12 protein-coding genes and 1 pseudogene are annotated in these 12,809 nt (G+C 67.9%); 10 read left to right on the top strand and 3 right to left on the bottom strand.

Annotation, left to right across the window (positions count from 1 at the left end):
• Positions 1-45: 45 nt before the first annotated feature.
• The 4 genes and pseudogenes from ABLE92_RS26180 to ABLE92_RS15640 all read left to right on the top strand — a co-directional run.
• A pseudogene (locus ABLE92_RS26180) lies at positions 46-289 on the top strand (hypothetical protein); the annotation flags it as partial.
• Positions 290-313: 24 nt separating this feature from the next.
• Positions 314-535, top strand: coding sequence for a GNAT family N-acetyltransferase (locus tag ABLE92_RS15650; RefSeq protein ID WP_348805720.1), 222 nt, complete (start codon positions 314-316; stop codon positions 533-535).
• 373 nt (positions 536-908) lie between these two features.
• The gene (locus tag ABLE92_RS15645; protein WP_348805719.1) at positions 909-1,409 is read left to right on the top strand and encodes an HNH endonuclease; all 501 of its coding nucleotides are present in this window, start codon (positions 909-911) and stop codon (positions 1,407-1,409) included.
• A gap of 33 nt (positions 1,410-1,442) precedes the next feature.
• A complete protein-coding gene (locus tag ABLE92_RS15640; protein ID WP_348805718.1) occupies positions 1,443-1,718 on the top strand; it encodes a WhiB family transcriptional regulator in 276 nt (91 codons plus the stop codon).
• Between the two features lie 86 nt (positions 1,719-1,804).
• On the opposite strand, the gene ABLE92_RS15635 is transcribed toward ABLE92_RS15640, so the two are convergent.
• Positions 1,805-2,602, bottom strand: a complete 798-nt coding sequence (locus ABLE92_RS15635; protein ID WP_348805717.1) for a M15 family metallopeptidase — start codon at positions 2,600-2,602, stop codon at positions 1,805-1,807.
• Between the two features lie 137 nt (positions 2,603-2,739).
• Between ABLE92_RS15635 and ABLE92_RS15630 the strand changes: the two genes are divergently transcribed.
• Positions 2,740-3,927: a lipase family protein gene (locus ABLE92_RS15630; RefSeq protein ID WP_348805773.1), complete on the top strand. Its 1,188-nt coding sequence runs from the start codon at positions 2,740-2,742 to the stop codon at positions 3,925-3,927.
• 133 nt (positions 3,928-4,060) lie between these two features.
• Here the strand turns inward: ABLE92_RS15630 and ABLE92_RS15625 are convergent, their stop codons facing one another.
• Entirely contained in the window at positions 4,061-5,266 is a 1,206-nt protein-coding gene (locus ABLE92_RS15625; protein ID WP_348805716.1) for a PucR family transcriptional regulator, read from the bottom strand.
• Between the two features lie 130 nt (positions 5,267-5,396).
• Between ABLE92_RS15625 and ABLE92_RS15620 the strand changes: the two genes are divergently transcribed.
• Positions 5,397-6,959, top strand: coding sequence for a flavin-containing monooxygenase (locus ABLE92_RS15620; protein ID WP_348805715.1), 1,563 nt, complete (start codon positions 5,397-5,399; stop codon positions 6,957-6,959).
• A 309-nt stretch (positions 6,960-7,268) separates the two neighbouring features.
• Here ABLE92_RS15620 and ABLE92_RS15615 read toward each other — a convergent pair whose 3' ends face one another.
• Positions 7,269-8,009, bottom strand: a complete 741-nt coding sequence (locus ABLE92_RS15615) for a GntR family transcriptional regulator (protein WP_348805714.1) — start codon at positions 8,007-8,009, stop codon at positions 7,269-7,271.
• 106 nt (positions 8,010-8,115) lie between these two features.
• Here ABLE92_RS15615 and ABLE92_RS15610 point away from each other — a divergent pair, with 106 nt between their 5' ends.
• The 4 genes from ABLE92_RS15610 to ABLE92_RS15595 all read left to right on the top strand — a co-directional run bounded on the left by ABLE92_RS15610 (position 8,116) and on the right by ABLE92_RS15595 (position 12,794).
• A complete protein-coding gene (locus tag ABLE92_RS15610) occupies positions 8,116-9,534 on the top strand; it encodes a sugar porter family MFS transporter (RefSeq protein ID WP_348805713.1) in 1,419 nt (472 codons plus the stop codon).
• Positions 9,531-10,478, top strand: coding sequence for an N-acetylglucosamine kinase (locus ABLE92_RS15605; protein ID WP_348805712.1), 948 nt, complete (start codon positions 9,531-9,533; stop codon positions 10,476-10,478). Before ABLE92_RS15610 ends, ABLE92_RS15605 begins: the two co-directional genes overlap by 4 nt.
• Positions 10,479-10,596: 118 nt before the next feature.
• The gene (locus tag ABLE92_RS15600; protein ID WP_348805772.1) at positions 10,597-11,616 is read left to right on the top strand and encodes an SIS domain-containing protein; all 1,020 of its coding nucleotides are present in this window, start codon (positions 10,597-10,599) and stop codon (positions 11,614-11,616) included.
• A gap of 11 nt (positions 11,617-11,627) precedes the next feature.
• Positions 11,628-12,794: an N-acetylglucosamine-6-phosphate deacetylase gene (locus tag ABLE92_RS15595; RefSeq protein WP_496560815.1), complete on the top strand. Its 1,167-nt coding sequence runs from the start codon at positions 11,628-11,630 to the stop codon at positions 12,792-12,794.
• Positions 12,795-12,809 lie beyond the last annotated feature (15 nt).

Genomic DNA, 12,809 nt, shown 5'->3' with positions numbered 1-12,809 from the left:
TAGGGTTACCTAATTAGCCAGGGTATGGGGGCCTGATCTGATCGCTTCGTCCGCGGCCCGTGGTGGAATACGGCCGCCGAGGCGCAGGCCGTGGACCGTATGCACCGCATCGGGCAGCACAGGTGTCACCGTCTATCGCCTGGTGTCGGCGGGAACCATCGAGGAACGGGTTGTCGAACTGCAGACCAAGAAGCGTGCGCTGTTCTCCGCAGTGGTCGACGACGGCGACATGTTCGGCGCTGCCCTCACCGCGAGTGACATCCGCGAGATTCTGGGCGGGGATCGGTGATCCGCGGTGCGGGCGACCGGAGCAATGCCGCACCACTGGGTGATCCGCCCGGCCGTGCCCGATGACGCCGATGAGTTCATCGCGACCGTCGGCGGGCGCGTGGCCATCGCGTTGTACGAGAAGTTCGGCTGCGTAGCCGAAGGCCGCCTGTATCGGCACTACCGGCGACGCAGCGGCGAACTGTGGGATGCCATCGTGATGGGCCTGATCCTCGACACCACCTCGCCCGGCTCGCCCTACACGTGAGGCGTCATCGTCGGCACCGACCCGCCGAGGCCGACGGTAAATGCGTGGACGGCACCCCGCAGCGGCGGTACCCTGGGCGCGTTTGGTGGGAACAATCTCACCAATGACTGAGCGCAGCACAATGCGAGCATCACTGGAAGGAGGTGGCACGAATGACCGCCAACGAATCACGGCGACGCGCTGATCGCGGATTCGGTTGTCGGCGTGAGCTATCGACGTATCGCACGTTCGATCAGCAGCACGACCCAGCACCCATTCACAGTCTGTTCATCCACTGTGCCACCGGAGTAGGCCTGCTCGAAGGCTGACCTCCCGACGGTGGTGCATAGCGGGTTCGTAGGACACGAATCCGCCCCACCGAAGAGGAGTGGCCATGACGACCATCTTCGTCACCAACGCGAGCCTGCAGATACTCGCCCGCGTCACCTGGCGTCGCGCGGCGGTGCTGCTCACCACCGGTGTCGCCCGCAACGTCGAGGGCACACCGCTGGTTCGGGTGGTGCATTCACCGAGCATCAGCCAGCCGATCCACAAGGTCGTTGCGATCAAACGTGACGCCTACCGTCCGTTTGCGGGCAAGTCGATGGATTCCTACGCATCCGGCGCCACCATCCTGCGTCGCGACCAGTGGATCTGCGCCTACTGCGAGGGGCCGGCCGACACCGTCGACCACATCGTTCCCCAATCACGGGGTGGCCGATCGACTTTCGGCAACCAGGTGGCGGCGTGCAAGTCCTGCAACGGATTCAAGGCCGACCGCACCCCGCGGGAAGCCGCGATGTCCTTGCGCCACGCACCCTTCGTCCACGACCCGTGGGCGCAGGACCAGAAGGAGGTCTGGGAGCTCTTCGCTCTCGGATACGCGATCGAGTAGCCGCAGGGAGCGGCTCACGGAAGGAGGCCGCCGATGACCACGATGGATCAGCGGCCTCCGACCGTCCTGCCCCCGACCGACCTGCTCGGCGCGCACCACCCCGGCGACCCCGACTGGCGTCGTGCCCGGTGCGCGGCGGCATGGGAGGACCCGGAGGACTGGTTTCCGTTCCCCACCGACGATTTCACCCATGCCGCGCAGGTCTGCGCCGGCTGCCCCATCCGTCCCGACTGCGAGGCGCACGGCCGTGCCCACCGCATGAGCGGTGTGTGGGGTGGGGTGCGGTTGGAGAACGGCCGACAGCGGTGAACGACACCGGTGAGCAAGGACGGGCGTGGCGACCACCGATCGCCACGCCCGTCGACTCGTCGATCCGCGTCTGATCTGAGGACTTCTCAGGTCAGCGGCACGTCGATGATCGGGCGGTGCACGCCGGCACCGGGACCGTCGAAATGCCACCACTCGCCGCTGTACACCGACAGTCCACCCGCGGCCATGGCGTCGCGTAACCGTGCTCGCGACCGCTGCGCCGCCGGCGACACGCCCTCGGTCGCGAATGCCGTCGCGGCTGGCGTGAAGGAATCGAAATCGGTGCCCATGTCGACGAGGCAGTGGCCGTCGACGCGGCGATCCGCCGGGCAGTCCGAGCGTCGTGTCGCGAGGGTGACGTCCACCGACCGGCCGGATTCGTGACTGCGTGAATACGGTCCGGGCGCGGCCACCCATGCCGGGTTCGGCACCTCCTGGAACATGGTCACCTGCACCGAATGGGGGCGGTAGCAGTCCCAGAAGACCAGCGTCTCGCCTGAGGTGCGCAGCCGCGCGGCGGCCGCGCGGAGACCGGCGGCGAGTGACTCGTGGATCAGACACCGGGCGTTCGCCGGATAGAGCCGCACGCCGACGAAGTTGTTCGTGGTGGCATAGCGGAGGTCGATGACGGCATCGGGGACCACGGTCCGCACGTCGACGAAACCGACCGCGCGGGCGGCCTCGGAGATCGGCGGCAGGGGCACCGGCGTGGCGGCGTGTGTCGCGGCAACCGACGCCGGGGCGGTGGTCCGCGTCGGCGACCGCGTGGGGTCTGCGGCGGCCGGGCCGTTGCCGGCCTGCGCCGAACAAGCCACGGTCAGTGCGACGACGAGCGCCCCGGTGAGGGTGGGCAGCCCCCGGATGACCCGTCGGTATCGGTTCACCTGTGTGTTTGTAGCACGTGCCGCCGAGGTGGACGCGATCCTCGACGCTTCCGCTGCCGACGGCGGCTCGGTGGGTGATGATCACTTGCATGTGTTCACCCGGTCCGGCGGTACGTCGGTGTGTCCTCGTCGTTGTGATGGTGTGGGCGGTCGCGACGGCCGTTCTCACCGCGCCGCCCGCGTCGGCCGCACCACCGGAGCTGCCCACCTCCGACCCGTTCTACATTGCCGGCGCCGGGTTGCCGGGTGCCGCACCCGGCACGGTCCTGCGGTCGCGGGACGTGCAACTCGGCCTTCGCGGACAGGGGCTGCCCGCGACGGCCACGCAACTGCTCTACCGCACCACCGACCAGTTCGGTGACCCCGCGGCGACGGTCACCACGGTGATCTCTCCGCCCGGCGTCGCCGCCGGCGCACCGCGACGGCTCATCTCCTACCATGCCTTCTACGATGCGCTGGGCGCGCAGTGTGACCCGTCGTACTCGTTGCGCGGCGGCGACACCTCCAACGCATCCCTCGACGCGGTGATGATCAGCGGTCTCGTCACCGCCGGCTACACGGTGGCGGTACCCGACTACGAGGGGGAGAACCTGCGCTGGACGATGGGCCTGGAATCCGGTCACGCCGCACTCGACGGGGTGCGCGCCGCGCTGCGATATCTGAAGGCGCCCACCACTACTCCGGTCGGACTCTACGGGTACTCCGGCGGATCGATACCCACAGGATTCGGTGCCGAGATCGCACCACGGTACGCACCGGAACTGCACATCGTCGGCGCGGCCGCCGGTGGTGTGCTGGTGAATCCCGAGAACAACCTCGCCTACGTCGACGGCAGCCAGAAGTGGGCCGGAGTCATCCCCGCGTTGATGACGGTCTACAACGAGACCTTCGACCTCGGGCTGTCGAACTACCTCTCCCCCAAGGGGGTCCAGGTGCTGGGCGAGGTCCGTGGCGAGTGCATCATCGACTTCGCGTCGAAGTACCCAGGACTCACCGACGAGTCACTACTGAAGCCCGGCGTCGGCGGCCTCATCAATGTGCCCGGCATGCGGGCCGCGGTCCGGCAGAACGTCATGGGATCGATGGGCACACCCCGGTCACCAATGTTCCTCGGAATCGGCAAGTCCGACAACACCGGTGACGGAATCATGATCACCGGTGACGTGGCAGCCCTGGCCGCAGACTACTGCCGCCGTGGAGTTGCGACCACCTTCCGCACCTATCCGGGGCGCAGCCACACCGAGGCGATCGTGCCGTGGAGTGCGGATGCGGTCACCTTCCTCGCCGCGCGGTTCGCCGGGCAAACGGTGAATGGTTGCGGCTGAGCAGGGTTGGATGCGGTGGGTTCTTGCTGGCGCGGCATCTGCTCACTCGCGCTGTCATTGCAAAGACCGCGCGACCATGGGCGTGCCGCGCCGACGAGAAGCGCCCGCGTCCAGGGTCGGTCGTGCCCATTCGTCACTCCCGCCATCGCGTGATCTCCAACGCCGCGGCGATGTCGACGAGGTTGTCGGCCAGCGGGCGGGGGAGCAGTTCGTCGGCGCGGGCCAACCGCCGGATGATGGTGTTGCGGTGGGTGTACATGACCTCGGCTGTACGAGAAGTGTTGCACTGCAGGGTAATCCAGGTGCGGATGGTATCGACGAGTTCGTCGTCGGCGGTGGCCAGGGCGCCGAGGGTGTCGGCGACGAACTCGTTGCCGGCCGCCTCGTCGGTGGTCAACAGTGAGGCCAGCCGGATGTCGTCGTAGTGCACGATCTGGCGGCTCGCGCCGAGCCGGGCGTGGCGACGTTGGGTGCTCAGCGCCTGAAAGTGACTCGACCGGAACCCTTCCACGTCGGTTCCGGGACGTCCCACCGAGACCCGGATGTCGACGAAGCCCGACAGGTCGGGGCTGCCGATACCGTTGGTGGGCAACCACATCCACCACGACGACGCGCCCGCGACGATGGGCAGTGAGCGGCCGGTAGGAGTCGCCCGTGACAGTTCCTGCGCCGCCGCCTCGAGTTGCGTTGCGGCGCCGGGGGTGACGCTCCACAAGATCAGTGCGGTCTGTGGGCCCGACAGGCGGTAGCCGAGTTGCGACTCCGCCCGCGTGCGCGGGATGGGCGCGCCTTCCAGCACCAGCGACACCGCTTCCTGCCGCTGCGCGTGGGTGCCCCGGGCGAGTTCCTCCCGCTCGGCACGCATCTGTTCGCTCATCGCGGTGACGGTGTCGTCGATGAACGTGGAGATCGACAGCGAGGTGACGTCGAGCAGTTCCCGCAGTACCGCGGGATCGTCGGTGAGTCCGAAGCAGATGTCCATCCACATGCGCCACGCGGCGCTCTGCGCGGTGCGGAAGGCGTCGAGGGAGGATTCGTCGAGGCCGCGGCGGACCAGATCCCGCGCGGCGGTCATGATCTCCGGGGTGAGTTGGGCGGGGACGCGGTCGCCCGGGTGGTCGACGTTGTGTTGCGCCCACCGCATCGTGTTGGCCAGGTTGGTGCGTCGGGTGCCCTCGGCGAGGACCGGGTCGTCGGCGATCGCCTTCATCCGGACGCCGGACAGCGACGCGTCGTGCAGGAGGCTGACCCAATCCGCCGGCGGATCGGTGATCAGCAGGGATGCCTGACGAATCAGATCCCGAACCGCGGGCGATACCGGGGGCCAGTCAACGTCCATTGGTGCATTATGCCCTTCTGTTGGCCAGTAGTATGGGCACTATGTCCCTGGTGTGATCTGTGCTGCAGTCGCATGCTGGAATGTAACAACGCCGGGTGTCATATTCCTGGCCAGTGTGAGGAGTCAACAGGTGCCCCAGACAGCCCCCAGTGTCGATGTCGTCGACGTCCTGATCATCGGTGCCGGCATCTCCGGTATCGGTGCCGCCCATTACCTGACCAAGGAGGTGCCCACCAAGACCTTCGCGATCATCGAGGGCCGCGACGTCCCGGGTGGTACCTGGGACCTGTTCAAGTACCCGGGCATCCGGTCGGACTCCGATCTGCACACCTTCGGTTTCGCGTTCAAGCCGTGGACCGACAAGCAGTCCATCGCCGACGCGAACCGTATCCTCGACTACCTGCACGAGGCCATCGACGAGGACGGCCTCGGCGACAAGATCCGCTACCACCACAAGGTGATCTCGGCGTCGTGGTCGTCGCAGGAATGCCTGTGGACGGTCGAGATCGACCGCACCGACACCGGTGAGCGGATCCAGATGAAGGCGAACTGGCTGTTCTCCGGTGCCGGCTACTACAACTACGACGAGGGTTTCACCCCGCAGTTCGAGGGCGTGGAGCGGTTCACCGGCGCCGGGAGCGAAGCGAGCGGGCCGAATGGGCACGGTGCCGGCGGTCAGGTCATCCATCCGCAGCACTGGCCGGAGGATCTCGACTACGCCGGCAAGAAGGTCGTGGTGATCGGTTCGGGCGCGACCGCGGTGACCCTGCTGCCGGCGATGGCCGACAAGGCCGGTCACATCACGATGCTGCAGCGGACGCCGACCTACATCGTTCCGCTACCCAAGCATGACCCGGTGGCCAACATCGGTCGTGCGGTGCTGGGTGACGAGCGCGGTTACGCGCTGGCGCGGGCGAAGAACATCGCGCAGCAGCGCCTGCTGTACGAGGCCTGCCAACGGTTCCCGAAGGCATCGCGCAAGGTCATTCGGGCCATCAACAAGAAGTTGCTGCCGGAGGGCTTCGACGTCGACAAGCACTTCAACCCGCCCTACAACCCGTGGGATCAGCGCCTGTGCGCGGTGCCCGACGGCGACCTGTTCCGCTCGATCCGTGAGGGCAAGGCGTCGGTCGTCACCGACCGCATCGCCACCTTCACCGAGAAGGGCATCCTGCTCGAGAGCGGGCAGGAGCTCGAGGCCGACATCGTCGTCACCGCCACCGGACTCAACCTGCAGCTGTTCGGCGGGGTGGGTCTGAGCGTCGACGGTGAGCCCGTCGAGATGTCGAAGACCATCTGCTACCGCGGTTTCATGCTCAGCGGAATCCCGAATTTCGCTCTGGCCATCGGGTATACGAACTCGTCGTGGACCCTCAAGGTGGGTCTGCTGTGCGAGCACTTCTGCCGGTTGCTCGCCTACATGGACGCCCGCGGTTACCCGGCCGTGCGGCCCGTCGCCGACCCGAACATGGACACGCGACCGCTGCTGGACTTCGGCGCCGGATACGTGCAGCGGTCGCTGGCCAACCTGCCCAAGCAGGGTGTCGAAGAACCGTGGTCGATGTCGATGAGCTACTACAAGGACCGCAAGTCGTTCGCGATGGACGTCGCAGACCCGCACCTGGACTTCACCCGGACCAAGCCGGTCGCCGCCGCCGCGTCGTCGGACGCACTGGAGTCGGCCAGCGCCTGAGTGGTATCCAGACGAGCCCTCCCCGGCCGGTGGTCGGGGAGGGCTCGTCGGTTTTGGTGATTGGGCCGACAACTCGCTCGTTGGTCGAGCCGGTTCGGAGCGATGGCCGCCGCGTTGAGCTCCGTCGAAACGGAGGGCCGTGGCGAGGCCTGGTGGGGTGGGCTGGGACTTGTGGGCGGGTTCCGGCGCTGGTTGCGGTGGTCTCCTTGCGTTGAGCTCCGTCGAAACGACTCGCGGCTCGCCCTGGGGGGCTCGCTGCGGCTCGACTGGCGAGGAATGAGTTCGAGCGGTTGCCCCCGGCCCCTCGGGTCAGAGGGTCCCGCGGGCGACGAATCTGACGCGGTCGCCGCGGTAGAACGAACGGGTCCACTCGACGATGCGGCCGTCGGCGTCGCGCGAGGTGCGTTCGATCAGCAGCAGTGGGGTTCCGGTCGCGACCTTGAGATGTCGTCCCTGATCGGGGGTGGCCAGCGCGGTTTGCACGCTGTCCTCGACGTCGCAGATCTCGATGCCGAACCGGTGGAGTGTCGCATAGAGCGAACCGCTGGTGGTGACGGCGTCGACGAGTCCGTCCAAAGGTATTGGTAGGCAGGCGGTTTCGAGTGCCAGGGGTTCGTCGTTGACGATACGTAGGCGGACCAGGCGTTCGACGGGGGCGCCTTTGTCGATGTCGAGGTGGGTGGCGAGATCGGCGTCGGCGGACGGCTGATCGGCATCGATGATCTCCGAGTGCACGGTCAGACCGGCGGCGCCGAGGTCGTCGCTGAACGAGGTCAGTTGCCGCACATGCACCAGTTTCGGTGGGGCGACGTAGTTTCCGCTGCCCTGGGTGCTGCTCAGGACGCCTTCGGCGGTGAGTTCGGCCAGCGCTCGGCGCAATGTCGTGCGCGAGGTTCCCAACTCCGTGGCGAGTTTGCGTTCGGGCGGTAGCGACATCCCCGGTTCCAACTCGGCGATGCGCTTCTCGAGCGCAAGCTTGACCTGGAAATAGCGTGGCTGCGGGGCACGGTCACCGGAAGCGGATGCCGTCCGGACGGAGGACGTCGACATGAATCTGAGCGTACCCATTGACGGACCATATTGGTATATGCCAATCTGACTGCACCCCCTGGATTGGTCTACACCAATAATATTCTCCGCTCGAGAGGCACTCGACATGGCAACACTCACACCCCCGGCACACGCGAGGTCGTCGGGCCTGCTCGTCGGGATCGCGGCCGCCAGCATCGGCATCATCTACGGCTACGACAGCAGCAACATCGGCGCCGCACTCAAGTTCATCGCCGCCGACTTCGGACTCGGCGACGCGGGCAAACAGGCACTGGCCACCGCCGTCGTCATCGGCGAGATCGTCGGCGCCATCCTCGCCGGTTGGCTCGCCAACCGCATCGGCCGCAAGCGGTCGATGGTCGCGGTCGGCGCCACCTACTGCCTGTTCGCCCTGTTCAGCGCTTTCGCGCCGACCAATGCGACCCTCCTCGGAGCGAGGTTGCTGCTCGGGGTGACCGTCGGCGTGTCCATCGTGGTGGTACCGGTCTTCGTCGCCGAATCCGCACCCCCACGCACCCGCGGCGCGATGCTGGTCGCCTATCAGGTGGCGACCATCCTCGGCATCATCGGCGGCTACGTCATCGGCTACTTCCTGGCCGGTCACGGCGCGTGGCGCTGGATGCTCGGTCTCGCGGCCATCCCGGCCCTGCTGGTCATGCTGATGCTGATCACGATGCCCGACACCCCACGCTGGTATATCTCCAAGGGCCGGGTCGACGAGGCCCGGGCGACGCTGCGGGCCATCGACCCCGACGCCGACGTCGACACCGAGATCGGCGAGATGCAGCGCGCGCTGACCGAGGAGTCCGGTGGCCGCATCACCGAGATGTTCCGCCGCCCGTGGTTGCGCGCCACCGTCTTCGTCGTCGGCCTCGGTTTCCTGATCCAGATCACCGGCATCAACGCGGTGGTCTACTACAGCCCGAAGTTGTTCGAGGACATGGGTTTCACCGGCGACTTCGGCACCCTCATGCTGCCCGCACTGGTGCAGGTGGCCGGCCTGGCCGCGGTGATCATCTCGCTGTTGTCCGTCGACCGAGCCGGACGACGCCCCATCCTGCTCGGCGGCATCGGCGCGATGGTGATCGCCACCGGCATGCTCATCGTCACCTACGGCCCGATGCACGGCGCCGGTACCCCCGCGCACATCCTCGGATTCACCGGACTCGTCGTGTTCACCATGGGATTCTCCTTCGGCTTCGGCGCTTTGGTCTGGGTCTACGCCGGCGAGGCGTTCCCGGCCCGGCTGCGCTCGCAGGGATCGTCGGCGATGCTCACCTCCGACCTGGTGGCCAACGCCATCGTCGCGGCATTCACGCTCTCGCTCATCAACGCGATCGGCGGCGCCGGAACCTTCGCCGTCTTCGGCGGATTCGCGCTCATCGGCATGGTCTTCGTCTACTTCCTGGCCCCGGAGACCAAGGGCCGTAAACTCGAAGACATCCAACACTATTGGCAAAACGGCGGGCGCTGGCCGGACACGACCGTCGTCGAGAACACGCCTCGGACAAAGGTGTCACGATGAAGACCGCACCATCCACCGAAACCACCAAGGCCACCACCATCCCGGCAGCGGGTGGAGCGGTCGTGACCCTCGCCTTCGACATCGGCGGCTCCAAGACCCAGGCGATACGCACCGAGGACGGTGAGGTGGTCGCCGAGACCATCGTCGGCAGCGCCAACGTCTCGTCGATGGGCGTGGCCGAGGCGGGACGGCAACTCGACGACGCCATCGAGGCACTCGGCGGCGCCGCCGGCGTCCACGCGGCCATGGCCGGCTCCGCGGGCGTCGACACCCCGGCCAGCGTCGCACGGCTGGAAGAGCTTCTCGCCGAACGTATCCCCGGCGCCGCCATCGGCGTCGTGCATGACACCCATTTGATCCTGGCGGCGGCCGGCCTCGACGAGGGGATCGCCCTGATCTCCGGCACCGGATCGGTGGCCTGGGGCCGCACCGGTGAGGCCGACGCCCGCGCCGGCGGGTGGGGCCACCTCCTCGGCGACGAGGGCAGCGGCTACTGGGTGGCCCGCGAAGTGGTGCGACGAGCCCTGCGCGACAACGACACCGGACGATCACCGGCCCCGCTGTCGACGCGCCTGGCCGCTGAATGCGAGGTCGACGGCGTCGCCGGCCTGCACGACCTCTTCTACACCCGCGCCGACCGCCAGTACTGGGCGCGTCGTGCACACGTCGTCTTCGAGCTTGCCACCCAAGGGGATTCGCGCAGCAACGACATCATCGACGCCGCGGCCGCGGCCCTGGCCGAGCTGATCGGCCAGGTCGCCGACCGTCTCGGCTCCACCGGTCCGGTGGTCCTGGCCGGCGGGCAGGTCGTCCACCAACCCGAACTCCAGTGCCGCATCCGCGACCTCGTCACACCCCGCGACATCACCGACATCCGGGTGCTGCGCGTCGACCCGGTGCACGGCGCCGCACGCCTCGCCGCCGCACTTCTCGACAGCCACTGACCGACCGGCCGCCCGGTCCGGCGACCTACGTCTCGCATCGGACGTCGGCCCACACCGAAGGAGAACACTCATGAACACCCTCACCCGAACACCCGTCACCGACCAGCCCGGCCACCTGATGGCCGCCGAGATCGCCGAACAACCCGACGCCTGGCAACGACTGCTCCGCGACGGAACCACCGAAATACTGTCCGTCGCACGGTATATCGCCGAGAAGAAGCCCCGCTTCGTCCAGTTCGTGGCACGCGGCACCAGCGATCACGCCGCCCTCTACGCCAAGTACCTCATCGAGATCCGGCACGGACTGCCCGCCGGACTGGTCTCCCCGTCGACGATGACGGTCTACGGCGCCCGCCCCGATCTGCGCGACGTCCTCTACATCGCCGTCAGCCAATCCGGGGGATCGCCGGATCTCGTGCAGTCGGTGCAGGTGGCCCGCGAACAGGGAGCGATGACCCTCGCCATCACGAACGCCGACTCCTCACCGCTGGCCGATGCCGCCGAACTCGACCTCCGGGTCCACGCCGGAGCCGAGAAGTCCGTTGCCGCAACGAAGTCCTACACCGCCGAACTCCTGGCGCTGTACCTGCTGTCGGAAGGGATGGCCGGCCGCGACGGGGCCGATGCGCGCGCCCTGCCCGATCTGGCGGCCACGGTACTGGGCGGTGAGCTGCGCATTCGTGCTGTGGCGCAACGCTATCGGTTCGCCCAACGGCTCGTGACCACCGGCCGCGGCTACTCCTATCCGACCGCGCGGGAAGCCGCACTGAAGCTGATGGAGACCTCGTACCTGTCGGCGCCGGCCTTCTCCGGCGCCGACCTCCTGCACGGACCGCTGGCCACCGTCGACCCGCAGGTCCCGGTGCTCGCCGTGGTGCCGCACGGCGCCGGGGGCGCGGCGATGGTCCAGGTCCTGGACCGCCTCGCCGAACGTAACGCCGATGTCTTCGGTGTGGGCGCAACGGAATACGTGTCCGAGTTGACCGGCGGCGTCGAACTTCCCGTCGGCGCTCCCGAGGAACTCTCGCCGCTGCTGGAGATCATTCCGTTCCAGCAACTGGCCCTGCACCTGGCCATCGCGCGGGGCGGCGACCCCGACACCCCGCGCGGTCTGCGCAAGGTGACGGAGACACTGTGACTTCCTTCGAGATGACTTCCCGCGATATGGCTTCCCGCGAGATCGTTACGGCGGCAAGGATTATCAGCGGCGGCCGCGCCCTGGAACCGGGGTGGCTGGCCGTCGAGGACGGACGCATCGCCGAGGTCGGGGAGGGACTCCCGCCGCGCCCAGCCGATCGTGGTTTTCCAGAGGCCACGCTCGTCCCCGGCTTCGTCGACATGCACGTCCACGGTGGCGGCGGTGGAAGCTACACTGACGGAGTGGCCGTCGACGTTCACACCGCCGTCGACTTCCACCGATCAAGGGGAACCACAACAACATTGGCGAGTCTGGTCAGTGCCTCCCCTGACGACCTCATCACGCACGTCCGGCGGCTGCGCCCACTGGTCGAGGCGGGCGTGGTGGCCGGCATCCACCTCGAGGGGCCCTGGCTGTCGCACGCGCGGTGCGGTGCCCACGACCCGGCCACCCTGCGCGACCCGGATCCCGCCGAGATCGCGAACATCCTGCGTGTCGGCGGGGGAACTATCCGAATGGTCACGCTGGCACCGGAACTCGACGGTGGCATCGACGCCGTCCGGCAGTTCGCCGACGCCGGTGTGGTGGTGGCCCTCGGTCACACCGAGGCCACCTATGACCGCACCCGTGCGGCCATCGACGCCGGCGCGCGGGTCGGTACCCACCTGTTCAATGCGATGCGGCCCCTGCGCCACAGGGAACCCGGACCGGTGCTGGCCCTGCTGTCCGACGAGCGGGTGACCGTCGAACTCGTCGGCGACGGTGTCCACATCCACCGCGACCTCGCCACCTACGTCGAACGGGTCGCCGGCGTGGGCCGCGTGGCGCTGGTGACCGACGCGATGGCCGCGGCCGGCATGTCCGACGGGTCCTACCGGCTCGGCGTTCTCGACGTCGACGTCGTCGACGGTGTCGCGCGGGTCCGTGACACCGGGGCGATCGCGGGCAGCACCGCGACCATGGCCCTACTGTTCCGCCGCGCCGCCCAGGGCCTGTCCGGAGGCGACGTCGTAGCCGCAGAAGCACTCATCGCCGCGGTCGAGATGTGTTCGCGCACACCGGCACGCACCCTCGGCTTCGATGGTGTCGGTGATCTCCGACCGGGCCTGGCGGCCGACGTCCTCGTCGTCGACGATCACGCCCGGCTGGTGCAGGTCGGGACCACCGCCCGCCGATAGCAGCAGAACGTCCCC

The sequence above is a fragment of the Gordonia oleivorans genome (assembly GCF_040044975.1).
Lineage (GTDB): Bacteria > Actinomycetota > Actinomycetes > Mycobacteriales > Mycobacteriaceae > Gordonia > Gordonia oleivorans.
This window is presented reverse-complemented; position numbering and strand designations above follow the sequence as displayed.